Origin of the sequence: Streptomyces sp. NPDC048338 (genome assembly GCF_043201055.1) — a bacterium.
Lineage (GTDB): Bacteria > Actinomycetota > Actinomycetes > Streptomycetales > Streptomycetaceae > Streptomyces.
The window spans coordinates 1-23435 of sequence record NZ_JBICYQ010000010.1; the positions used below are offsets into that span (position 1 = coordinate 1).

Below are 23435 nucleotides of genomic sequence, written 5' to 3' on the forward strand. Positions count from 1 at the left end.
CGCCCGGTTACATTCCGAACCCGGAAGCTAAGCCTTTCAGCGCCGATGGTACTGCAGGGGGGACCCTGTGGGAGAGTAGGACGCCGCCGAACAATTTTTAGCCTCAACCCCCGGACCATGTCCGGGGGTTGAGGCATTTTTGCGTTCAGGGCTCTTCTACGCTGAGGCCATGCGCTACGAACTGGTCATCTTCGACAACGACGGCGTCCTCGTCGACAGCGAACCCATCTCCAACACCCTCCTGGCCGCCCACCTCACCGAGGCGGGACACCCCACCTCGTACGAGGAATCGCTGCGCGACTACATGGGGTCCGCGATGCACCGCATCCACGACATCGTCCGGGAACGGACCGGGCGGTCGCTGCCGGAGGACTTCGACGAGACCTTCCACGCGCGGGTGTTCGCCGCCTTCGAGCGGGAGTTGGAGGCCGTGGCCGGCGCCGCGGACGTGGTGAAGCGGCTCGCCGCGGACGGGGTTCCGTACTGCGTCGCGTCCTCGGGAAGCCACGAGCGGATCCGGGTCGGGCACCGGAAGACCGGGCTCGACACGTGGTTCCGGGACGGGAACGTGTTCAGCGCCGAGGACGTGGGCCGCGGGAAGCCGGCCCCCGACCTGTTCCTGCACGCCGCCGAGCGGATGGGCGTCGCACCCGAACGATGCGTCGTCGTCGAGGACAGTCCCCTCGGTGTCCAGGCCGCACGGGCCGCCGGGATGGACGTGTACGGCTTCACGGCCATGACCTCGCGGGAGAAGCTCGACGACGCCACCGGGTGCTTCGACGACATGACCGCACTCCTCGGACTCCTCCGCTGAACTCCCGGCCCGTCGGGATCCGGCCCGCCAGGATCCGGCCGAGCGCCCGTGGCGAATTTGGGTAGGTGATCCATCTACCCATGGGTAAGCCCGGGACCTACGCTGTGCCGCCATGACGGATGCGCGGTTGAGGCGTGGGCGGGGAGCTCTGGCGGTCAGCTTCTTCGTGCAGGGGGTGACCTTCGCGCTGCTGGTGACCCGGATACCGGCGATCCAGGACCGGTACGGGATATCGGACGCGCTGCTGCCGGCGTTCCTGGCCGCCGTGCCGATCCTGGCCGGAGTGGCCAGTGTGCTCACCGAGAAGGTCGTGGCCCGGGTCGGGCCCGGAGCGGTCCTGCGGTGGGCTCAGCCGGTCGTCCTGCTGGCCCTGCTGGCCCTCGGTGCCGGCTCCGAGCTGTGGCAGGCGGCTGTCGCGCTGGGAGCGTTCGGGCTGGCGGTCGGCGCGCTGGACGCGTCGATGAACATGCTCGGGGTGAGCCTCCAGCGGGCGTACGGGCGGAGCATCATGCTCGGCTTCCACGCCGCGTACAGCCTGGGCGGGATCGCCGGTGCCTCGCTCGCGTGGGTGGGGGCGCACTACGACCTGGCGCTGTTCGTGTCGTACCTCCCGGTGGTGGCCGTGGTGCTGCCGGCCGCGCTGATCGGCAGCCGCTGGTACGTGGCGGGGCACGCGGGGAAGGCCGCGGCGGAGTCCCCCGCCGAGGGCTCCGGGGCGGCCGGCGGTGTCGCCTTCAAGCTCCTGCTGCCGCTGTGCCTGGTCATGACCTTCGCCTACATCGGCGACTCGACCGTCTCCAACTGGAGCGCGAAGTACCTCCAGGACGTGCTGGGCGGCTCGGAGGAGCTCGCGACGGTGCCGTACAACGCCTACATGGTCACCACGCTCCTCGGGCGGGCCGTGGGGGACTTCGGGGTGCGGCGGCTCGGCGCGGTGACCGTGGTGCGCTGTGGGGCCGTCCTGGCGGCGCTGGGCTTCGCCGTCGTCGCGGCGGCGCCGGGGGCGTGGGCCGGGATGGCCGGGTTCACCGTCCTCGGGCTCGGGCTGAGCGTGATCGTGCCGCAGACGTTCGCGGCGGCCGGCCGGCTCTTCCCGGGGGCGAGCGACGCGGCCGTCGCCCGGCTCAACGTCTTCAACTACGTGGGCTTCCTGATCGGATCGCCGTTGGTCGGTGCGCTCGGCGACGCGTGGAGCTACCGGGGGGCGATGATCGTGCCGATGGTCCTGGTGCTGGTCACGGTGGCGTACGCCACGTCGTTCGGTTCTCAACCGGCCCGATACGGTGGCGGGCATGAGCGGCCGCGCACTGTTGATGTGGGATGAAGCTGTCACGGGGTACGACTTCGGGTCCGAGCATCCGATGGATCCGGTCCGGCTCGCGCTGACCATGGGGTTGGTGCGGGCGTACGGGCTGGACCGCGCCGTGGACGTGGTGGCGGCCAAGCCGGCCGGCGCCTCGACGCTGCGCCTGGTGCACCGCGAGGACTACGTGGCCGCGGTGCGGGCAGCCTCGGCCGATCCGGGGACGGCCGACCTCTCGTACGGCCTGGGGACCGTGGACGACCCGGCCTTCGCCGGGATGCACGAGGTGTCGGCGCTGATCGCCGGTCAGTCGGTGGGTGCCGCGGAGGCCCTGTGGCGCGGCCACGCGGCCCACGCGGTGAACTTCGCGGGCGGGCTGCACCACGCGATGCCGGGAAGCGCCTCCGGGTTCTGCATCTACAACGACGCGTCGCTGGCGATCGCCCGGCTGCTGGAGCTCGGCGCGGAGCGGGTGGCGTACGTGGACGTGGACGTCCACCACGGGGACGGGGTCCAGGCGGCGTTCTGGGAGGACCCGCGGGTCCTGACCGTCTCGCTGCACGAGCACCCGCGGACGCTGTTCCCGCAGACGGGCTGGCCCGAGGAGACGGGGGCGCCGGGCGCCGGTGAGGGTTCCGCGGTGAACGTGGCGCTGCCGGCGGGCACGGGCGACGCGGGCTGGCTGCGGGCCTTCCACGCGGTGGTGCCGGAGCTGCTGGCGGACTTCCGGCCGCAGGTGCTGGTGACACAGCACGGCGCCGACACGCACGTCGAGGATCCGCTGGCGCACCTGGCGGTGTCGCTGGACGCCCAGCGGGCGGTGCAGGAGGCGTGTCACGAGCTGGCGCACGCCCATGTGGACGGCGGGAGATGGCTCGCGCTGGGCGGCGGCGGGTACGCGGTCGTGGACGTCGTCCCGCGTTCGTGGACGCACCTGGTGGGGATCGCGGCGCACGCCCCGGTCGATCCCGAGTCGGTGATCCCGTCGTCGTGGCGTGACGAGGCGTACGCGCGGACGCGGCAGCCGGGGCCGGCGCGGATGACCGACGGCCGGTGGCCGGTGGCCTGGCGTGGCTGGGACGAGGGGTACGACCCGGCGGATCGGCTGGACCAGGCGGTGCTCGCGACCCGGCGGTCGGTGTTCCCGCTGCGCGGCCTGCTGGCGTAGGAAACGCCCCCCGGCAGGCGGCCGGCCGTGCTGCGGGCGCGGTGCCCGGAGCCCGTGCGCGCCACCCGCGTGATTACGCCAACTGTGCGTTCCCGGAGCTCTTTTGGCCCGGCGGCGGCCGTGCTCGGGCAGCATCGAGAGGGTGCTGAGTACCGGGGCGTTGCGGGCGCATCTGTTGGCGGCGGGGTTGGCGGGGACGGTGGCGACGCCTCGGGAGGCGAGCCTGCGGAGTTACCGGCTCTTCGCCGCGCGGGATCCGCGGGTGATGCTGGGGCTCGATCCCGACTGGGGTTGGGGCGAGGCGGAGTTGTTACGGCTGATGGCCGACAGGTGCGGTGTCTCGGGGGACCCCGCGCACCGTTCGGGGCCCGATGTCATCGATCCGGAGCGGACGTTGAGCGCGTTGGACGCGTTCGCCGCGCGGCTGGGGGAGGCGGCGGCGATCCGGGCTCCGGTGCTGCTCGGGACGGGTCATCCGCACCGGTTGCTCGGCTTCTACGCAGCGCTCGCAGACGCTTTGTCGGCGGCGGGATGTCCTGTCCTCACCCCCGCGCAGGGGCGATGTGTCGACATAACGACCCGGTTCGGTCTACGCACGTACATCCTCGACTACGTACGGGGCGTCGCGTTGGTGCGAGAACCCCGACGGCCGGGCGCCGGGCGTGAACCGGGGGCGCACTCGCACTCGCCGCTGCCGGTTAGGGCCGCCCTGGAGGGGGCCGTGCGGGAGGGCAGGCCGCTGCCGGGGCTGGTGATCGGGGACCACGGCTGGGTCTGCGGGGCAGGTCAGCTGGGTTTCGAGGCGATGGGTCTGGCCGACACGGACGATCCGGCGCTGTTCGTCGGCGAGGCGGAGGGGCAGGTGTCCGTCGCCGTTCCGCTTGATGACGCCGTCCGGGCCGACTACTACCGCCCGCTGACTCGCTATGTACTCAATCGAGCGAGTCTGTCACGGTAAACGGCCGATGGCTGCTCCTCTTCCCCACTCGTACCACCCGCCCCTAGTCTGGAGCGTGAGCGCACAGCGACGCAGGGTCACCGGAGGGGAAGCCGGTGGGCGTCGTGTGCGGAAGGTACAGGTGGGTCATGGCTGCTGGCGATCGGCCTCTCAACGAGGTCAAGTTTCTGACCGTGGCGGAAGTCGCCGCGGTGATGCGAGTGTCGAAGATGACGGTGTACCGCCTGGTGCACAGTGGTCATCTGCCGGCGATTCGGGTGGGAAGGTCCTTCCGGGTCCCGGAACAGGCGGTTCACGAGTACCTGAGGGAGTCTTTCGTGGGGGTGGAGACCGCGTAGCGAGCGCGCGGCCGGGAGTCTCGTCCCCCTCGGATTACAAGCTCGGCGCTCGGGCCGGTAGGCTAGGCCGACGTAGGTCGTGTGGGCCCAGACGCCCCGCACCAGTGAAGAAGAAGTGAGCGAGGGTAGTCGTGGGCTCTGTTATCAAGAAGCGGCGCAAGCGGATGGCCAAGAAGAAGCACCGCAAGCTGCTCAAGCGCACCCGCGTTCAGCGTCGCAACAAGAAGTAGGCGACGGCGGAACGACGGCATCGTGCGTCGGGCGTGGCCCCTCACCGTTCTCGGTGGGGGGCCACGCCGCTTTTCCGGCCCGGCCCGCCGGTCGCCTTTTCCGGTCGCGTTCCACCCGGTTGCCCACGGCGGTCATCACAGCGCAACAACAAGGCGCTACGGTGGCGCACAGGCCCCCCGGGAGCGTCGGGGGAGAGACCGACGGAAGGCGCTGATCTTGGGCAAGGTCGTGCTCGTCACCGGTGCGGCCCGGCACCTCGGAGGCCGTTTCGTCCGGCGTGTGCAGCGGGACCCGGAGGTGGACCGGGTGGTCGCCGTGGACGCGGTCGCCCCGGCCCACGACCTCGGTGGCGCGGACTTCGTCCGGGCGGACATCCGGCAGCCCGCCATCGCCAGGGTGCTCGCCGAGCACGACGTGGACACGGTCGTCCACATGGACGTCACCGGCACGGCGCTGGGCACCGGGGGCCGTACGTCGGTCAAGGAGACCAACGTCATCGGCACGATGCAGCTGCTCGGCGCCTGCCAGAAGTCGCCGCGGATCAAGCGGCTGGTGATCAAGTCCAGTACGAGCGTCTACGGCTCCGCCCCGCGGGATCCGGCCGTCTTCACCGAGACCACGCCGGCCAAGTCGCTGCCGAGCGGCGGCTTCGCCAAGGACGCCGTCGAGGTCGAGGGGTACGTGCGCGGGTTCGCGCGGCGCCGTCCGGACGTGGCGGTGTGCGTGCTCAGGTTCGCGAACATCCTCGGGCCGCGGGTGGACTCCCCGCTGGGCGAGTACCTGTCGCTGCCCGTGCTGCCGACCGTCCTCGGTTACGACCCCCGGCTGCAGTTCGTCCACGAGGACGACGTCATCGACGTGCTCCAGCTGGGCGCGAAGGAACCCCGGCGGGCGACGCTGAACAGCGGCACCTTCAACATCGCCGGTGACGGTGTGCTGCTGCTCTCGCAGTGCGCGCGGCGCCTGGGGAGGCCGACGGTGCCGGTGCTGCTGCCCGCGGTGACCTGGGTCGGCTCGGCGTTGCGCACGGTCGGCGTCACCGACTTCGCGCCCGAGCAGATCCGGCTCCTCACGCACGGCAGGGTCGTGTCCACCGTCCAGATGCGCGAGACACTCGGGTTCACACCCCGGTTCACCACCGCCGAGACGTTCGCGGACTTCACGGCCGGCCGCGGGCCGGGGCTGCTGCCGCCGGAGCGGCTGGCGGGTGCGGTGGACCGGGTCGCGGCGCGCCTGGCGCATTCCCCTGTCGAAAGTGTTGAGAGCGGCGACTAAGGAGCCCACGTAACCATGGCGGACGCCAAGGTCATTCCGTTCGACGACGACCGCTCGCGGGCGCGGCGGCGGCCCACCCGGGCCGGCCGGGAGGCGGCCGTGCGTGCCCTCCCGGGGCAGCAGGGGCCCGAGGAGGCTCCGCGGGTGCCCTCGGCGGCGCCTGAGGACGCCGTACCGCCCCAGGAGCCCGTGGAGGCCCCCTCGGGGCGTGCCGGGCGCGGGGACGGCTGGGAGCGGCGGCTCGCCGGCGGTCTGGCATTCCTGCGGCGGCGGGTGACGGGTGAGTACGAGGTCGACGAGTTCGGCTACGACGAGGAACTCACCGACCAGGTCCTGATGTCGCTGGTGCGGCCGCTGTACGAGAAGTACTTCCGGGTGGAGGTGAAGGGCATCGAGAACATCCCGGCGGAGGGCGGCGCCCTGGTCGTCGCCAACCACTCCGGGGTGCTGCCGCTGGACGGGCTGATGATGCAGGTCGCCGTCCACGACAACCACCCGGCCGGGCGTCACCTGCGGCTGCTGGCGGCCGATCTCGTCTTCATGCTGCCGGTGGTCAACGAGCTCGCCCGCAAGGCCGGACACACCCTGGCGTGCGCGGAGGACGCGGAGCGGCTGCTGCGGGCCGGCGAGATCGTGGGCGTGATGCCGGAGGGCTTCAAGGGCATCGGCAAGCCGTTCGGCGAGCGCTACAAGCTGCAGCGGTTCGGCCGGGGCGGGTTCGTCTCGACGGCGCTGCGCGCCGGGGTGCCGATCGTGCCCTGCTCGATCGTGGGTGCCGAGGAGATCTACCCGATGATCGGGAACGCCAAGACGCTGGCGAGGGTGCTCGGCTTCCCCTACTTCCCGATCACGCCGACCTTCCCGTGGCTGGGACCGCTCGGCGCGGTGCCGCTGCCGACGAAGTGGACGATCCAGTTCGGCGAGCCGATCGAGACGGACGGCTATCCGCCGGAGTCGGTGGAGGACCCCATGCTGATGTTCAACCTGACCGACCAGGTGCGGGAGCAGATCCAGCACACGCTCTACAAGCTGCTCGTGCAGCGGCGGTCGGTCTTCTTCTGACGGGCATGGCGCGAAGCGGGGGCGCCTCCGGGTGGGAGGCGCCCCCGTCGTGTGTCCGCGTCAGTGGGCGTCGTCGCTGTCGATGCCCAGGCCCGGAAGCAGGCCGGGCAGCAGCGGCGGGATCGTCACGTCCGGTACCGGCGGTGGCGACTGGTTGCCCGAGGGACTCGTGGGCGTGCCCGTCGGCGAGGGGTTGAGCAGGCCGCCCGTGCTGCCGCCCAGCAGGCCGTCGCCCTCGGGGGAGCCGGAACCCGTGTCCGAACCCGAAGGCTGGGGGCGGGTGCTGCCGGGTCCCGAGGAAGGTGCCGCGGGGGAGGACGGGGGGTGCTGGGTCCGCGAGCCCGGGGAGTCCTCGGCGGCGCCGGGGTCCTCGGTGCCGGCGACGCCCTTGTCCAGGGTGCGCGGGAGCATCCCCTGGAGGGGCTCGACATCCTCGTCTATGGCGACGAAGACGTCGTTCACCTCCTTGCCGACGTCCGCGAGCTGGACGGGCAGGCGGGTGCGCAGGCCGTTCCAGGTGTCGCGGTGGGCCTGGGCGAAGGAGTTCAGCCGGGCCATCGGGGCGATGGCGCCGTCCTTCTGGTACGCCTGGCGGAGCAGTCGGCGGCCCTCGGAGGCGTCGTGCTTCATGCCGCCCAGGACGCGTCGGATCTCGGCGAGCGACTCGTGGTCGAGATCGCCCGCGCGTCCGCGTTCCATCAGTCTGCGGGCCTCGCTGAGCCGGGTCGAAGCCTGGTCCAGGTAGATCCCGCCCCGGTCGGCGTCGTCGTCCGCCATCCCGAGCTTGATGTCCTCCATGCCGCGCTTCAGCCCGTAGAGCGAGTCACCGGGGAGGGCGTCGGAGCTGGCAGCGGCCACGCCGCTGAAAGCGCCCGCGGCCACTCCGACCGTGAGCCCGCCGGCGGCGATGCCCTTCGACCAACGGGAGCGGGGGCGCAGTTTGCGGAGCGGGGAGGCCCGGTGGGTCCCCCGTCCGCTCGACGTCCGCTGCTCCGGCACCATAGGGCCCGCGGCCGCGGTGCCCTCCGCGAGCATCGCCTCCATGGCGGCGACGAGCTGGGCCCGTTGCACCACCTTGACCTCGGGGTCCATCTGGGGTCGCGGCAGTTCGCCGAGACCGTTCGCCAGGGCCAGCAGCCTCCCCTGATCGGCCGGTTCGGCCGAGGGTTCGGGCTGTTCGGCCGCCGCGTCCTCGGACGTCCGGTCTTCCCAGGCCTGGGCGAAGGCGTTCGCCCGCCGGTGCGCCGATACGTTCGCGATCACTGGCGGCACCTCCTCTCGTCATGACGGTCGACTCCCCGGGGTGTCCGGAAGGTTGCACACCTTGAACACATCCACACGAAAGAGTGAGTGGCTGCGGGCATGGCGTGACCACAGGGAGCCTGCATTCCGCACAACGAGCGGCGCGGCACTTGGGTTACGCGCGAAAGATGATCGGACCAGTGCGTCATCGAGGCGTCACCGACTGTGAGTTGGACGGGGGTCGTGGGGATGTGGGGGGAGGGGTGGCGCGAGGGCGCGGTGGGGGGTGAAGGGGCGCGTGTGGGGGGCGCGAAGCGGTCAGCGGGCGTCGTCCGGAAGCAGGCGCGCGAGTGTGCGCACGGCCCGGTACTGGAGGGTCTTGATCGCACCCTCGTTCTTGCCCATGACCCGGGCCGTCTCGGCGACCGAGAGCCCCTGCAGGAAGCGCAGGGTCACGCACTCCTGCTGCTGCGGGTTGAGCCGGCGGACCGCTTCGAGGAGGGCGGCGTTGGAGAGGGACTCCAGGACGGAGTCCTCCGGGCTGCGTTCGACCTCGTTGGCGTCGAGCATCTCGCCCGTGGTCACCTCCAGCCGGAACCGGCTGGACTTGAAGTGGTCGGCGACCAGGTTGCGGGCGATGGTGACCAGCCAGGCGCCGAAGTCGCGGCCCTGCCAGGTGAAGGTGGAGATCCGGCGCAGGGCGCGCAGGAACGTCTCACTGGTGAGGTCCTCCGCCGTCGCCTTCCCGCCGACGCGGTAGTAGATGTAGCGGTAGACGGTGTCGCTGTACTGGTCGTACAGGCGGCCGAAGGCCTCGGCCTCGCCGGCCTGGGCGCGCTCGACCAGGTCCATCATGCGCGCGCTGTCGCTGTCGGCGCTGGGGCGGCGGGCGGCGGTCGAGGTTCCGCCGGAGCCGCGGCTGCCGCGTCTTCCGACGGCGGCACCGCCGTCGGCCAGGGCATAGCAGGGACCGACAGGTGCCGGTGCGGCGAAGGCAAAGGCGGGGACAGGGACGGCGTACGCGGTGGGGACGAAGCCGCGCAAGTGGTCGAGGACCGTTGCGCGCAGCGTAGCCAGGCCCGAGGCGTCAACCCCGACGTGTGGGTACACGGGACTCCCAGAGGCAGAGCTTCCATCACGTGCAGTGCGGGACCGTTCACTCGTCGTGGCGACGTGGGGGGTCCGTTGTGCGTCTGAGGAGAATAACGCTTCGTACAGGCAGCGCTACACCCAGTTGCTCAAATCATCGATTACGTCGCATCTGTTACCGCTTGAAGGCGAAACAAGTAGCACTTGGTGACCGGTTGTTGATCGTTTCGCTTCCGAGTGTGACTGCGTGCACGCTCTGTTGTGCTCATGTGGAGGGTGGGCGAGTGATCGGGCCCGTTGCGGGGTAGGGAGCCGCGAATGGCTCCCCGTCGCCCTGTGCGGAGCTGTTCGACCACGTACGGGTGAGCGGAGCGGATCCCGGATTGTCGGAGTCGATCTCAGCCGAAACGTATCGGCATGACGCGCCCGCGAACGGCGGCAGGGCGCGGGGTGCCGGACGACCGGGGGCGGTGGGGTCTTCGCGGGGAGGGGTCAGCGGCGGCGGCGGTGCAGAGCCACCGCGGCGGCCGTCCCCCCGGCCAGTGCGCCGACGCCCGCCGCGGCGGGGATGCCGACCTTGGCCGCCTTGCGGCCCGTCCGGTAGTCGCGCAGTCGCCACTCCCGGTCCCTCGCGTGCTTGCGCAGCTTGGTGTCCGGGTTGATGGCGTACGGGTGCCCGACCAGCGAAAGCATCGGGATGTCGTTGTGCGAGTCGCTGTAGGCCGCGCAGCGGGCGAGGTCGAGTCCTTCGGCGGCGGCCAGCGCGCGCACCGCCTCCGCCTTCGCCGGGCCGTGCAGCGGCTCGCCGACCAGCCTGCCCGTGTAGACGCCGTCGACCGACTCGGCGACGGTGCCGAGCGCGCCGGTCAGGCCGAGCCGGCGGGCGATGATCGTGGCGGTCTCGACGGGGGCCGCCGTCACCAGCCAGACCTTCTGGCCGGCGTCCAGGTGGGCCTGCGCGAGCGCGCGGGTGCCGGGCCAGATCCGGTCGGCCATGTACTCGTCGTAGATCTCCTCGCCGATCGACATCAGTTCGGCGACCCGGTGGCCCTGGACGATGGACAGCGCGCTGTCGCGGGCGTCCTGCATGTGCTCGGGGTCCTCGACGCCGGCGAGCCGGAACCACGCCTGCTGCCAGGCGAAGCGGGCCAGTTCGCGGCGCTGGAAGAACTTCCGCTTGTACAGGCCGCGGCCGAAGTGGAAGATCGCGGCGCCCTGCATCACGGTGTTGTCGAGGTCGAAGAAGGCGGCGGCCAGCGAGTCGCCGACGACCGGGAACTCCGGCTCCGCGGGCTTCCCCTCGCCGGTGTCGGCGGCCTCGGCCGCGGCCCCTTCCCGCTCGCGCTCCAGTTGGAGCGAGGTCTTGCGCGCTGCTTCTGCAGCGGCCTCGCCTGCCAGAACGCTGCGCGCGGTGGCGGAGCGCCTACGGGGGGTGAGCCATCCCAGAGCGGCCATGTCGTGAGCATAGCCAGTCTGTTCGGGACTTCCCGACCGGTGGGGATGCCAGGGCGTGAACACTCCGCGACTCTCCTGTTAAACGGACGGTGGAGGAGCAAGCTGGACAGAGCAGGCGTGCATGCGCCCGGGCGTGGCGCCGACGCGTGGGGCGCGACGGCGGATTCGCGGCGCAGAATGGACGGCATGTTTGGACGGACGAAGAACAAGGACGCCTCCGCCGTTCCCGTCCCGGCCGCCGAGCGGACCGTGACGCTGATCGGGAAACCGGGTTGTCATCTCTGTGACGACGCCCGCGCCGTCGTCGAGGCGGTCTGCGCCGAGACCGGGGCGCGCTGGGAGGAGAAGGACATCACCCAGGACGAGGACCTCCACCGGGCCTACTGGGAGCAGATCCCCGTGGTCCTCGTCGACGGCGAGCAGCACACCTTCTGGCGGGTGGACGCCGGGCGGCTTCGGCGTGAACTGGGCGGGTGACCGGAACAGGGTGGTCATCGTGGACGTTCTGTCGGCTTTCGGGAGCGTGGTCGTGAGGAGAGTGTGCGGTTTTGCCCGCTTCGGATTCTCAACGGGGTGACATGCTTCGTGGTTCCGTTCCGAAGCGAACCGGCCGCGTGACCCCGGTCACTTTGGGCGGACAAAACGGACACCATCTTTGTGCACGCGTTCACAAAGACATAGCCTGCATTCGACGGGGCGGTCCTGGGACGTATGGCCGCCTAAAGCCCCGCTCATCCCGCAGGAGCACCGTGGCAACTGGCCGAACTCACCGACCGGCGACCCGCAGCCGAGGAATTCCCGAGGCCACCGTCGCCCGGCTTCCGCTGTATCTGCGTGCGCTCACCGCACTGTCGGAGCGCTCCGTACCCACGGTCTCCTCCGAGGAGCTCGCAGCCGCCGCGGGGGTCAACTCCGCGAAGCTGCGCAAGGACTTCAGCTACCTCGGCTCGTACGGCACGCGCGGCGTCGGCTACGACGTCGAGTACCTCGTCTACCAGATCTCCCGCGAGCTCGGCCTGACGCAGGACTGGCCCGTCGTCATCGTCGGCATCGGCAACCTCGGCGCCGCGCTCGCCAACTACGGCGGGTTCGCCTCCCGTGGCTTCCGCGTCGCCGCCCTGATCGACGCCGACCCCGCCATGGCCGGCAAGCCGGTCGCCGGGATGCCCGTGCAGCACAGCGACGACCTCGAGAAGATCATCGAGGACAACGGCGTCTCCATCGGCGTCATCGCGACCCCGGCGGGGGCCGCCCAGCCGGTCTGCGACCGGCTCGTGGCCGCCGGTGTCACCTCCATCCTGAACTTCGCCCCGACCGTGCTCTCCGTGCCCGACGGCGTGGACGTGCGCAAGGTCGACCTCTCCATCGAGCTGCAGATCCTCGCCTTCCACGAGCAGCGCAAGGCCGGCGAGGAAGGGGGCGGCACCGAGAGCGCCGCGCCTCCCGCGGCGCGTGGCGGGGCCGCGTCGGCCGGTCGCAAGGGACCCGACGGGGACATCCCCGCCGTGATGCCGGCATGAGTCTCCTCGTCGTCGGTCTCAGCCACCGCAGCGCACCGGTCAGCGTCCTGGAGCGGGCCTCGCTCGCCGCGGACACGCAGGCCAAGCTGCTGCAGGACACCCTCGCCGCCGAACCGGCCGCCGAGGGCGCGGTCCTGGCCACCTGCAACCGCATCGAGCTCTACGCCGACGTGGACAAGTTCCACGCGGGCGTCGCCGAGCTGTCCACGCTCCTCGCGCAGCACAGCGGCGTCGGGCTCGAAGAGCTGACCCCGTACCTGTACGTGCACTACGAGGACCGGGCCGTCCACCACCTCTTCTCGGTGGCCTGCGGCCTGGACTCCATGGTCGTCGGCGAGGGCCAGGTCCTCGCCCAGATCAAGGACGCCCTCGCGCTCGGCCAAGACCTCCACACCGCCGGGCGGCTCCTGAACGACCTGTTCCAGCAGGCCCTGCGGGTCGGCAAGCGGGCCCACAGCGAGACCGGGATCGACCGTGCCGGGCAGTCGCTCGTCACCTTCGGCCTGGAGCAGCTCGCCGCGGGCGCGGACGTCGACACCTGGGCCAAGGGCAAGAAGGCGCTGGTCATCGGCGCCGGCTCGATGTCCTCGCTGGCCGCCGCGACGCTCGCGCGCGCCGGGGTCGCCGAGATCGTCGTCGCCAACCGCACCGGGTCCCGCGCCGAGCGCCTCGTGCAGATCCTCACCGAGCCCGGTGGCCCGGGCGTGGCCGCGCGCGCGGCGGAGATGGTTGCCGTCGGCGACGAACTGACACGTGCCGACATCGTGATCTCCTGCACGGGGGCGACCGGGCTGGTCCTGACCGCCGAGGCCGTCGAGTCGGCGATGCGCGGGCGTACCGCCCCGCTGGCGCTGCTCGACCTCGCCATGCCCCGGGACATCGACGCGGCCGTCCACCGCATGCCGGGCGTCCGGCTCGTCGACATCGAGTCGTTGGCCGAGGCCTCCGCCGACGCGCCGATGGCGGCCGACGTGGACCAGGTCCGTGCCATCGTCTCCGACGAGGTGGCCGCCTTCGGCGCCGCCCAGCGCGCCGCGCACATCACCCCGACCGTGGTCGCCCTGCGCACCATGGCCGCCGACGTCGTCGCGGGCGAGGTCGCCCGGCTCGAGGGCCGGCTGCCCGACCTCGACGACCGGCAGCGCGCCGAGATCACCCAGACCGTGCGCCGCGTGGTCGACAAGCTCCTGCACGCGCCGACCGTGCGGGTCAAGCAGCTGGCCAGCGAGCCCGGCGGTGCCGGGTACGCGGACGCGCTGCGGACACTCTTCGACCTCGACCCGGAGACGGTCGCCTCCGTCTCCCGGGCCGACCTGAATGACGCCGACGTCAAGAACCGAGGGCGAGTATGACCGAGAGGGCACTGAGGCTCGGGACCAGGCGCAGCAAGCTCGCCATGGCCCAGTCCGGGCAGGTGGCCGACGCCGTCCGGCAGCTGACCGGCCGGCCCGTCGAGCTCGTGGAGATCACGACGTACGGGGACACCTCCCGGGAGCACCTCGCGCAGATCGGCGGCACCGGTGTGTTCGTCGCCGCCCTGCGCGACGCGCTCCTGGCCGGCGAGGTGGACTTCGCCGTCCACTCCCTGAAGGACCTGCCGACCGCGCAGCACCCCGAGCTGGTCCTCGCCGCGATCCCGCGGCGCGAGGACCCGCGTGACGTGCTGATCGCCCGTGCGGGACTGACGCTCGACCGGCTGCCGGAGGGCGCCCGGATCGGCACCGGTTCGCCGCGGCGCACGGCCCAGCTGAACGCCTACGCGCGCAGCCACGGGCTGACCATCGAGACCGTGCCGATCCGCGGGAACATCGACACCCGCGTCGGATACGTGCACAAGGGCGAGCTGGACGCGGTGGTTCTCGCCGCGGCCGGACTCAACCGCATCGGCGGTACGGAGGAGCTCACCGGCTCCCTGTCGCTCGACTTCCTGTCGGTCGACTCCGTCCTGCCGGCCCCCGGCCAGGGGGCGCTGGCGATCGAGTGCCCGGCGGTCGACGCCGGTCTCGTCGCCCTGCTCGGCGAGCTCGACGACCCGCACACCCGGGCCGCCGTGACCGCCGAGCGATCCCTGCTCGCCGCTCTGGAGGCCGGCTGCTCCGCACCCGTGGGTGCGCTGGCCGACCTGCTGGCCGAGGTCTCCGGCCGCGGGCAGATTGTCACCGAAATGCGCCTGCGCGGCGTCGTCGGCACCACCGACGGCTCGACGCTGGTGCAGCTGTCCACCACCGGTCCCGTACCCGCGTCGCACGACGAGGCGATGGCACTCGGACGCGAACTCGCGGACGAGATGCTCGCCAAGGGTGCGGCCGGTCTTATGGGGGAGCGAGCACTTTGAGCCCCACCAGCCCCACCACCAGCCCCGTGTCCTCGGCCTTTCCCGGCCATGGGAGCGTCACCTTCCTCGGTGCCGGACCCGGCGACCCCGGACTGCTGACGCTCAGGGCCGTCGAGGCCCTGTCCGGCGCGGACGTCCTGATCGCAGAACCGGAGGTTCTCGAGGTCGTCCGCTGCCATGCGCGCACAGGCGTGAGCACGCCTGAGCTGACGGTTGTTGACGAGGCGTCAACAACCGCCGGGGTCCCCGTGTTGAGGGACGCAACCAATCTTGTCATGGAGGCTGCGCGGGGCGGCAAGCGGGTCGTCCGTGCGGTGACCGGCGACCCCGGCCTCGACGGAAACGCAGGTCAGGAGATGCTCGCCTGCGCCGCCGAGGGCATCCCCTTCGAGGTCGTGCCCGGCGTGGCCACGGCGGTGGGCGTACCCGCGTACGCCGGTGTCCCGCTGCGGGACGCGCAGGGCACCGACGTGCGCTTCGTGGACGCCCGTACCGCCGACGACCGCTGCTGGAGCGAGGTCGGCGCCTCGGACGGCACCGTCGTCGTGTCCACGTCGCTGGACGCGGTGGCGGCGGCGGCCGGAGAGCTGGTGGCGGCAGGCCGTAAGCCGGACACCCCGCTCACCGTGACCATCGGCGGCACGACGACCCGGCAGCGGACCTGGAACGCGACGCTCGGCACGATCGCCCAGGTCTTCAAGCAGGGGAAGGTGCTGCCCTCTCCCGAGGGGCACCGGCCCGTCATAGCCGTGGTCGGCGAGCGTAGCGCCCCGGCGCAGCGCGACCAGCTGGCGTGGTTCGAGTCGAAGCCGCTCTTCGGGTGGCGGGTGCTCGTGCCGCGTACCAAGGAGCAGGCCGCGTCGCTCTCCGACCAGCTGCGCAGCTACGGCGCCGTGCCGCACGAGGTGCCGACGATCGCCGTCGAGCCGCCTCGGACGCCGCAGCAGATGGAGCGTGCGGTCAAGGGTCTGGTGACCGGCCGCTACGAGTGGATCGCCTTCACGTCGGTCAACGCGGTGAAGGCGGTGCGGGAGAAGTTCGAGGAGTACGGGCTCGACGCCCGGGCCTTCGCCGGGATCAAGGTCGCGGCGGTGGGCGAGCAGACGGCCGCCGCGCTGGTCGACTTCGGTGTGAAGCCGGACCTGGTGCCGAGCGGCGAGCAGTCGGCGGCGGGCCTCCTGGAGGACTGGCCGCCCTACGACCCGGTCTTCGACCCGATCGACCGCGTCTTCCTGCCGCGGGCGGACATCGCGACGGAGACGCTGGTCGCGGGCCTGATCGAGCTCGGGTGGGAGGTCGACGACGTGACCGCCTACCGCACGGTCCGGGCGTCGCCGCCGCCGGCGGACACGCGTGAGGCGATCAAGGGCGGCGGCTTCGACGCCGTGCTCTTCACGTCCTCGTCGACCGTGCGGAACCTGGTCGGTATCGCGGGCAAGCCGCACAACGTCACCGTCATCGCCTGTATCGGGCCGGCGACGGCCAAGACGGCGGAGGAGCACGGGCTGCGGGTCGACGTGCTGTCGCCGGAGCCGTCGGTGCACAAGCTCGCGGAGGCGCTCGCCGCCTTCGGGACGCGTCGCCGCGAGGCGGCGCTGGAGGCCGGCGATCCGGTGACGCGGCCGAGTGAGCGCAGGCCGGGGGCGCGCAGGCGCCGGACGACCTGACGCGGGCAGTGGGTGGAGCGGGGTGCGGGACCAGTCGAGGTCCCGCACCCCGCTTCGTCGTGGGGCCGGCGGTGCGAGGACGGCGGGGCGGGCCCGGGACGTGGTCCCGCGGAGGGGCAACAACCTGTCGGTAAGAGCAGGGAGCGCACGGGCGTAGCCTCGAGGGCATGAACTCGTACGGATCCTTTCCCGGCGCGCGGCCGCGGCGGCTGCGGACGACTCCCGCCCTGCGGCGGATGGTGGCCGAGACGCGCCTGAGCCCGGCCGATCTGATCCTTCCCGCGTTCGTGCGCGAGGGGATCACGGAGCCTGTGCCGATCGCCGCGATGCCGGGGGTCGTGCAGCACACCCGGGACACGCTGCGGAAGGCCGCCGTGGAGGCGCTGGAGACGGGCGTCTCCGGGATCATGCTCTTCGGTGTGCCGGAGGACGCGAAGAAGGACGCCGCGGGCACGGCCGGCACCGACCCGGACGGGATCCTGCAGGTCGCGATCCGGGACGTGAAGGCCGAGGTGGGCGACGACCTCGTGATCATGTCGGACCTGTGCCTGGACGAGTACACCGACCACGGGCACTGCGGCGTCCTGGACGAGAGCGGCCGGGTCGACAACGACGCCACGCTGGAGCGGTACGCCGAGATGGCCCAGGTCCAGGCGGACGCGGGCGTCCACGTCGTCGGCCCGTCCGGGATGATGGACGGTCAGGTCGGGGTGGTCCGCGACGCGCTGGACACCATCGGCAAGGAGGACGTGTCGATCCTCGCGTACACCGCGAAGTACTCCTCCGCCTTCTACGGTCCCTTCCGGGAGGCCGTCGGTTCCTCCCTCACGGGCGACCGCAAGACCTACCAGCAGGACCCGGCGAACCTCCGGGAGTCCCTGCGCGAGCTGGCGCTGGACCTCGAAGAGGGCGCCGACATGGTCATGGTGAAGCCGGCCGGGCCGTACCTGGACGTGCTCGCCAAGGTCGCCGAGACGGTGGACGTGCCGGTCGCGGCGTACCAGATCAGCGGTGAGTACGCGATGGTGGAGGCCGCCGCCGAGAAGGGCTGGATCGACCGCGACAGGGCGATCCTGGAGACGCTGACCGGGATCCGGCGGGCCGGTGCGCAGATGATCCTGACCTACTGGGCCACCGAGGTCGCCCGGAAGCTCAGCCGCGGGATCTGACCGGGGCGACCCGGCGCACGAGCCCTCGATGGGGACGGAACCGCAGGACGGTTCCGTCCCCGTCGTCGTCGTGGGCGGTCAGGACGTGCACGACCTTGCCGTCCTCGCTGCGGTGGTGGTGCCGGGCCAGCACACTGCCGTCGTCGGACGGGGCGGTGCCGAGGCTGCGGACGTGTCCGAGGCGCACCGCGGTGACCCTGTCGTAGGCGTAGCGGCCGGGCGGACCCGCGGTGATGAGGGAGGCGACCGCCGAGCCGAGGGCGCGCTGGTTCGCCGGGTCGGCGGAGAACTCCCGGTGGGACTCCGCGCTGGTCCACTGGGCGATGTTGAGGATGGTGCGGCCGTCCGAGCCCGCCAGGCAGTGCCGGGCGAGGAAGGACTCCGGGAGCGGGGTCGCGGCCCAGGCGTCGACGACGCCGTCCATGACGGTCCGCTGGTGGGCGGCGTCCTCGGTGGACCACTCGGAGATCAGGACGAGACCGGCGTCCGGGCGTCCGAACTCCGGGAAGTCGAGCGATTCCGTTAAAACGTTAGTCATGACTAACAGTTTTGCGCGCCGATGCCGTACGTGCAAACCGATTAACACACGGTGACCGTCGTCGTGGGGCGATGGCCCGTCGGCCGCGTGACCGGCCGCCGTGGGGTGCGCCCAGGGATCCTTCCCCCGGCCGGTGCGCCCGACGAGTACCGGCCGAACGGTCAGGTACGCACCGGTTGGTAAGGAAGGAGCGGGCGGCGCACCCTGGTAGTACCGCTGGAGGTGGTCCTCATGGAGACACTCGTCGGATGGCATGTCGAAATGGAGTTCAAGGAGGAAGGCGACCGGACGCGGGCGGCCGCCATGGTGCGGCTCGGTGACGGCACCGAGTTCCGTGCCCATGGCAACGCGCAGCGGCACCCCTCCGACCCGGATCAGTTGCGGGTGGGCGAGGAGATCGCGGGGGCGCGCGCGCTGATGGACCTCGCCTCGCAACTGCTGCAGAAGGCGCACACGGAGATCGACGAGGTGTCCGGCAGGACGTCCCACCCCTTGCGCTGACCGCGACCGCGGCAGGGACCGGTACCGGGCGCCGAGCGTTCGGGCCGGTACCGGGTGCCGAGGCCGCCGTCCCGGGCGCCGTGGGGTGCGGCGCCCGGGAGGGGTGCGCGGCCTCAGTAGGTCAGTGCTTCGTCCACGGTCCGCTGCCAGTACGAGACCGCGGCGTCGTCGTCGGCGTAGGTGCCGGACGGGGCCGCCACCGTACGGCCGCTGCCGACCGAGCCGCCGGAGCCGTCGCCCGGCGCGAAGTGGACCGAGATCCTGCGGACCGTACGGCCGTGGGAGTCCGCGCCGCCCTCGCCGGTGAGCAGGACGGAGGCGTACGCCGACTCGCCGGGGGCGAGGGTGACGACGGCCTGGGGCTTGCTCTCGTCGAGGATCCGGACCGGGGACTGCGCGTCGTCGAAGCCGACGAAGGGGGCTCCGTAGGCGTTGCAGGGCTGGGGGCCGGTGTTGGTGACGGTCAGCAGCAGGTGGTTGGCGGGGCGGCTGACCTTGCTCGCGATCACCTTCGCGGTGGTGCCCGTGCAGGGCGTGCTGACGGGGTCACCGGCCCGGGAGGGGGCGGGAGCGCCGGCGGTGGGTCGTGCCGTCCCGGCCGGCCCGGCCGTGGTGGGCCGCGCCGTCACGGACGGGTCGCCCGGTCGGGTGCTCGGCGTGGCCGAGCCGGTGGGCGCGGGAGCCGGGGCCGTGGAGGCGGAGGGCGACGCGGCGGCGTGGCCGGCGCCCTGACCGCAGGCCGTCAGCGTGAGACCCGCGACGAGGGTGGCGGCGGCCAGGGTGAGGCGAGAGGTGGTGCGCATGGTGGTTCCCCCGTGAGGTTCGGTCGGTTCGGTTCAGGTCCGGGTGATCAGGGCGATCGCGATCGCGGCGCACATGATCAGCACCGCGGTGGCCACGAGATCCGTGAGGCGGCTGCTCGGCATGGACCTCAGCCTGCGGGGCGGTTCCGACCCCGTGCAATCGACACGGGACAATGGGGGAAGCTGGAACGCCCGCACATCCTGCGAGCTGGGGGAACGACCCTTCCCTGGAATGCGTTCCTGGGACGGCGAGACGAGGGGGCACGGGGCGGGTGGCGACGGAGACGGACGACTTCGCGGAGCTGGTGCGCGATCTGAAGGAACGATCCGGGCTCAGCTACGGGGCACTGGCGAAGAAGCTCCACGTGAGTACGTCGACGCTCCACCGGTACTGCAACGGCGATGCCGTGCCCACCGAGTTCGCTCCGGTGGAGCGGCTGGGGCGGTTGTGCGGAGCGTCCCGGGAGGAGCTGATCGCCCTCCACCGCGGCTGGATCCTGGCGGACGAGGCGCGCAGGCGAGGGAAGGCGGCCGCGGCCGCAGCCACGCCGGAGCCGACGGCCGGACCGGGGCAGGGTGCGGCGTCCGAGGCGGACGACGCGCCCGGCGCCCCGCGCGGGTCCGGCACGGGGTCCGGACGGCCGGGCGAGCCGGGGCCAGCGGAGCCCGTCAAGCGGGTGGAGCCGGTGGGATCCCGGCCGGAGACGTCGTCGCCCGGTCCGGCCGCCGCCGACGGCGCGTCCGCGGCCGGGGCCGAGTCCTCGGCGGCGGAGGGACCGCGGCCGGAGCAGGGGCCCGGCTCCGTGTCCGGAGCGGACGCGGACGTCCTCGTCACGGTGCGGCCCACGGCGCCGGCCGGGGCGGGCCCCCGCAAACGGCTGCGCACGGCCCTCGCGGCCGCCGCGGTCGTCGCCCTGGCCGTGCCCGTCGCCTACGCCGTCGGCCACTCGGACGACGGTGGCGCCGACGCGAAGGGGGGCGGACAGCGCAGGGCGGCCGGGGCCGGAGCGACGGCGGTGACCGGCGCCGCGGGCACGCCCACGCCGTCCGCGGCCTCCGGTACCCCCTCCGCCTCCTCGGCGACGCCGGGTTCCGCGACGCCCTCGGCCGCCTCGAAGTCCTCCGCGCCGGTCCCGCACGCGGTGGCCACACCCGTGAGCGTCGGCATCAGCTCGTACAACTGGGATGCGCCCTGCGGCCAGTTCTACGTCCTCGGCCGGCAGCCCGGTGAGGTCCCGCCGCCGCCCGCCCCGCAGGACGCGCGCGGCTGGGCCCGGGCGCTGGGCGGGGTCGACGGCGGCCACATGCAGCTCCAGCTGACCGTCACCGGCAAGACCGCGGAGGCGGTGGTGCTCAACGCCCTCCACGTCCGCGTGGTGGAGCGTTCCGCTCCGCTCGACCGGGCCGTGTACGCGATGGGCGACGGCTGCGGCGGCGCCATCACCCCGCAGACCTTCGACATCGACCTGGACGCGCCCCGCCCGTTCGCGAAGCCGGTCGCCGGCCGGGACGGCGACGGGGTCGTGCCCGCCAAGGACTTCCCCTACAAGGTGTCCACCAGCGACCCCGAGGTCTTCAACCTGGACCTCCACACCGAGTCGCACGTCGTCTCCTGGTACCTGGAGGTCGACTGGAGCAGCGGCGACCGCCGCGGCACGCTCTACGTCAAGGACGACGGCAAGCCCTTCCGCACGAGCGCCATCGAGGGGAAGAAGACCTACAACTACCTGCCCGACAAGGGCGAGTGGGTCACCTACTAGGTCCTGTCCGGGCGATCTTCTCGGGCCCGCGACGACGGCTGCGGCGTCTCGCGGCGTTGTCGGAGTCGCCCGAGTACGCCCAGTACGAGGGCGATCCTCCGCCTTGCGATACACCACATCCGACGCCGCGGGCCGGTCCTCGAAGATCGCCCGGACAGGACCTGGGTCCACACGGCCGAAGGCCCCGGCACCGTACGGAGACGGTGCCGGGGCCTTCGGCGGTGGTGGGGCCGGCGGGCGTCAGAGGCGCTCGGGGGTCCGGATGCCGAGCAGGGCCATGCCCCGGTGGAGCGTGCGGGCGGTCAGGTCGCAGAGCAGGAGCCGGTTCTCCGCGACGTCCTGCGGCGGCTCGGGCTTGATGACCGGGCACTGGTCGTAGAACGTCGTGTAGAGCGACGCGAGCTGGTAGAGGTAGGCCGCCAGCTTGTGCGGGGCGTACTCCGCGGCGGCCTCCTGGACCACCTCGCCGAAGGTGTCCAGGTGCAGGCCGAGGGCCCGCTCGGCCGGCTCCAGGGCGAGCTCCGGGTGCGCGAGGGGCGCGCGGTCGCCCGCCTTGCCGAAGATCGACTTGATCCGGGCGTAGGCGTACTGGAGGTAGACCGAGGTGTCGCCGTTCAGCGAGACCATCTGGTCCAGGTCGAACTTGTAGTCGCGCGCCGCGGACGTGGACAGGTCGGCGTACTTCACGGCGCCGATGCCCACGTACTGGCCGTTCTCCACGATCTCGGTCTCGGTCAGGCCCACCTTCTCGGCCTTCTCGCGCACGACCGACGTCGCCCGGTCCACGGCCTCGTCGAGCAGGTCGACCAGCCGGACGGTCTCGCCCTCACGGGTCTTGAACGGCTTGCCGTCCTTGCCGAGCACGGTGCCGAAGGCCAGCTGGACGGCCTTGACCTCGTCGTTCAGCCAGCCGGCCCGGCGGGCGGTCTCGAAGACCATCTTGAAGTGCAGGGACTGGCGGGCGTCGACCACGTACAGCAGGGTCGTCGCCTTCAGGTTCCCCACCCGGTCGCGGATCGCGGACAGGTCGGTCGCCGCGTAGCCGAAGCCGCCGTCGGACTTCTGGACGATCAGGGGCGTCGGGTTGCCGTCCGGGCCCTTGACGTCGTCGAAGAAGACGCAGAGGGCGCCCTCGGAGCGCACCGCGACACCCGACTCCTCCAGGATCCGGCAGGTCTCCGCGAGCATGTCGTTGTACCCGGACTCGCCGACGACGTCGGGGTCCCGGATGTCCATGTCGAGCTTGTCGAAGACCGAGTAGAAGTAGATCTTCGACTCGTCGACGAACCGCTGCCACAGGGCGAGGGTCTGCGGCTCGCCGGCCTGGAGGTCCACGACCCGTGCCCGCGCCCGGGTCTTGAACGCCTCGTCGGAGTCGAAGAGCGCGCGCGATGCCTTGTAGAGCCGGTTCAGGCTGGACATGGCCTCCTCGCCGGAGACCTCCCCGTCCGAGGCGTGGTCCAGCTCGTGCGGGTGCTCGATCAGGTACTGGATGAGCATGCCGAACTGGGTGCCCCAGTCGCCGATGTGGTGGCGCCGGACCACCGTCTCGCCGGTGAACTCCAGGATCTCGACCATGGCGGCGCCGATCACGGCGGAACGCAGGTGGCCGACGTGCATCTCCTTGGCCACGTTCGGCTGGGCGTAGTCGATCACCGTGGTGCCGGCGTCCGGGGTGAACGGCACGCCGAGGCGGTCGTCGGCGGCCCGGGCGGCGAGGGTCCTCACGATCGCCTCGTCGGTGACCGTGATGTTCAGGAAGCCGGGGCCCGAGACCTCGATCTCCTTCAGCACGTCGTTCGCCGGGATGCCGTCGACGACCTGCGTCGCCAGCTCACGCGGGTTGCCCTTGAGCCGCTTGGCGAGGGCAAGGATGCCGTTGGCCTGGAAGTCGGCCCGGTCGCTTCGTCGCAGCAGCGGGTCGGCGGAGCCGGCCTCGGGCAGGGCTGCCGAGAGACCTTCCGCGAGGCGCTGCTGCACGGTCGAAGCGAGGGAAGGGACCGAGGCCATGAGCTTCCGTTCCTGTCGGTGGTGTACCGGTTCCTTGGGTGGTTCCGGGGGGCTTGATTTCGCTTGTCAAGTGTCCCATGGCAGGGCAACGTGTTTTTCCCGGCCGTGGACAACCCCGGAGCGGGTCCCGTCGTCTGGGAGAATGGCCGGCACAAGGCTGTAAGGCTCCGAGGGATTCCAGGAAGAAGGACGTACCG

22 protein-coding genes and 1 rRNA gene are annotated in these 23435 nt (G+C 71.9%); 17 read left to right on the plus strand and 6 right to left on the minus strand.

Annotation, left to right across the window (positions count from 1 at the left end; all coding sequences use genetic code 11):
* The 9 genes from rrf to ACGFZF_RS22945 all read left to right on the plus strand — a co-directional run.
* Positions 1-92, plus strand: a 5S ribosomal RNA gene (gene rrf, locus ACGFZF_RS22905); the annotation flags it as partial.
* Positions 93-169: 77 nt separating this feature from the next.
* Positions 170-814, plus strand: a complete 645-nt coding sequence (locus ACGFZF_RS22910; protein ID WP_393556777.1) for an HAD family hydrolase — start codon at positions 170-172, stop codon at positions 812-814.
* Positions 815-926: 112 nt separating this feature from the next.
* Entirely contained in the window at positions 927-2138 is a 1212-nt protein-coding gene (locus ACGFZF_RS22915; protein ID WP_393556779.1) for an MFS transporter, read from the plus strand.
* Complete coding sequence (locus ACGFZF_RS22920) at positions 2107-3285, plus strand: acetoin utilization protein AcuC (RefSeq protein ID WP_393556781.1); 1179 nt, start codon at positions 2107-2109, stop codon at positions 3283-3285. Before ACGFZF_RS22915 ends, ACGFZF_RS22920 begins: the two co-directional genes overlap by 32 nt.
* Before the next feature lie 142 nt (positions 3286-3427).
* Positions 3428-4243: a phosphatase gene (locus ACGFZF_RS22925; protein WP_393556783.1), complete on the plus strand. Its 816-nt coding sequence runs from the start codon at positions 3428-3430 to the stop codon at positions 4241-4243.
* A gap of 128 nt (positions 4244-4371) precedes the next feature.
* Positions 4372-4581, plus strand: coding sequence for a helix-turn-helix domain-containing protein (locus ACGFZF_RS22930; protein WP_187282723.1), 210 nt, complete (start codon positions 4372-4374; stop codon positions 4579-4581).
* Between the two features lie 131 nt (positions 4582-4712).
* On the plus strand, positions 4713-4811 hold the full coding sequence (locus ACGFZF_RS22935; protein ID WP_003948845.1) for a 30S ribosomal protein bS22: 99 nt from the start codon (positions 4713-4715) through the stop codon (positions 4809-4811).
* Positions 4812-5028: 217 nt separating this feature from the next.
* Entirely contained in the window at positions 5029-6087 is a 1059-nt protein-coding gene (locus ACGFZF_RS22940; protein ID WP_393556785.1) for an NAD-dependent epimerase/dehydratase family protein, read from the plus strand.
* Positions 6088-6102: 15 nt separating this feature from the next.
* Positions 6103-7149 carry a lysophospholipid acyltransferase family protein gene (locus ACGFZF_RS22945; RefSeq protein ID WP_393556787.1) on the plus strand — a complete coding sequence of 349 codons (1047 nt, stop codon included), beginning with the start codon at positions 6103-6105 and terminating at the stop codon, positions 7147-7149.
* A gap of 60 nt (positions 7150-7209) precedes the next feature.
* Here the strand turns inward: ACGFZF_RS22945 and ACGFZF_RS22950 are convergent, their stop codons facing one another.
* The 3 genes from ACGFZF_RS22950 to ACGFZF_RS22960 all read right to left on the minus strand — a co-directional run bounded on the left by ACGFZF_RS22950 (position 7210) and on the right by ACGFZF_RS22960 (position 10935).
* The gene (locus tag ACGFZF_RS22950; protein WP_393556789.1) at positions 7210-8412 is read right to left on the minus strand and encodes a DUF5667 domain-containing protein; all 1203 of its coding nucleotides are present in this window, start codon (positions 8410-8412) and stop codon (positions 7210-7212) included.
* Between the two features lie 297 nt (positions 8413-8709).
* The gene (locus ACGFZF_RS22955) at positions 8710-9501 is read right to left on the minus strand and encodes an ECF subfamily RNA polymerase sigma factor, BldN family (protein ID WP_147979094.1); all 792 of its coding nucleotides are present in this window, start codon (positions 9499-9501) and stop codon (positions 8710-8712) included.
* A 471-nt stretch (positions 9502-9972) separates the two neighbouring features.
* Positions 9973-10935: an HAD family hydrolase gene (locus tag ACGFZF_RS22960; RefSeq protein WP_393556792.1), complete on the minus strand. Its 963-nt coding sequence runs from the start codon at positions 10933-10935 to the stop codon at positions 9973-9975.
* A 177-nt stretch (positions 10936-11112) separates the two neighbouring features.
* On the opposite strand from ACGFZF_RS22960, the gene ACGFZF_RS22965 reads away from it, so the two are divergent.
* The 6 genes from ACGFZF_RS22965 (at position 11113) to hemB (ending at position 17626) form a co-directional block, all read left to right on the plus strand.
* Complete coding sequence (locus tag ACGFZF_RS22965; protein WP_393556794.1) at positions 11113-11412, plus strand: glutaredoxin family protein; 300 nt, start codon at positions 11113-11115, stop codon at positions 11410-11412.
* Between the two features lie 272 nt (positions 11413-11684).
* Positions 11685-12455 carry a redox-sensing transcriptional repressor Rex gene (locus tag ACGFZF_RS22970; RefSeq protein ID WP_356602656.1) on the plus strand — a complete coding sequence of 257 codons (771 nt, stop codon included), beginning with the start codon at positions 11685-11687 and terminating at the stop codon, positions 12453-12455.
* Positions 12452-13807: a glutamyl-tRNA reductase gene (locus ACGFZF_RS22975; protein ID WP_393556796.1), complete on the plus strand. Its 1356-nt coding sequence runs from the start codon at positions 12452-12454 to the stop codon at positions 13805-13807. The genes ACGFZF_RS22970 and ACGFZF_RS22975 overlap by 4 nt, the downstream gene beginning before the upstream one ends.
* A complete protein-coding gene (gene hemC / locus ACGFZF_RS22980; protein WP_356602660.1) occupies positions 13804-14790 on the plus strand; it encodes a hydroxymethylbilane synthase in 987 nt (328 codons plus the stop codon). Before ACGFZF_RS22975 ends, hemC begins: the two co-directional genes overlap by 4 nt.
* Positions 14787-16457: a uroporphyrinogen-III synthase gene (locus ACGFZF_RS22985; RefSeq protein ID WP_393556799.1), complete on the plus strand. Its 1671-nt coding sequence runs from the start codon at positions 14787-14789 to the stop codon at positions 16455-16457. Before hemC ends, ACGFZF_RS22985 begins: the two co-directional genes overlap by 4 nt.
* Positions 16458-16624: 167 nt before the next feature.
* On the plus strand, positions 16625-17626 hold the full coding sequence (hemB, locus tag ACGFZF_RS22990) for a porphobilinogen synthase (RefSeq protein WP_393556801.1): 1002 nt from the start codon (positions 16625-16627) through the stop codon (positions 17624-17626).
* Here hemB and ACGFZF_RS22995 read toward each other — a convergent pair.
* Positions 17610-18164, minus strand: coding sequence for a hypothetical protein (locus ACGFZF_RS22995; protein WP_393556803.1), 555 nt, complete (start codon positions 18162-18164; stop codon positions 17610-17612). The two genes, hemB and ACGFZF_RS22995, sit on opposite strands and share 17 nt — an antisense overlap.
* Positions 18165-18395: 231 nt before the next feature.
* Here ACGFZF_RS22995 and ACGFZF_RS23000 point away from each other — a divergent pair, with 231 nt between their 5' ends.
* On the plus strand, positions 18396-18665 hold the full coding sequence (locus ACGFZF_RS23000; protein ID WP_147979102.1) for a DUF1876 domain-containing protein: 270 nt from the start codon (positions 18396-18398) through the stop codon (positions 18663-18665).
* Positions 18666-18778: 113 nt separating this feature from the next.
* Here ACGFZF_RS23000 and ACGFZF_RS23005 read toward each other — a convergent pair whose 3' ends face one another.
* The gene (locus ACGFZF_RS23005; RefSeq protein ID WP_393556805.1) at positions 18779-19468 is read right to left on the minus strand and encodes a DUF4232 domain-containing protein; all 690 of its coding nucleotides are present in this window, start codon (positions 19466-19468) and stop codon (positions 18779-18781) included.
* Positions 19469-19740: 272 nt separating this feature from the next.
* Here ACGFZF_RS23005 and ACGFZF_RS23010 point away from each other — a divergent pair, with 272 nt between their 5' ends.
* Positions 19741-21228, plus strand: a complete 1488-nt coding sequence (locus ACGFZF_RS23010) for a helix-turn-helix domain-containing protein (RefSeq protein ID WP_393556807.1) — start codon at positions 19741-19743, stop codon at positions 21226-21228.
* 240 nt (positions 21229-21468) lie between these two features.
* Here ACGFZF_RS23010 and argS read toward each other — a convergent pair whose 3' ends face one another.
* The gene (gene argS, locus ACGFZF_RS23015) at positions 21469-23238 is read right to left on the minus strand and encodes an arginine--tRNA ligase (protein WP_393556809.1); all 1770 of its coding nucleotides are present in this window, start codon (positions 23236-23238) and stop codon (positions 21469-21471) included.
* Positions 23239-23435: the final 197 nt, after the last annotated feature.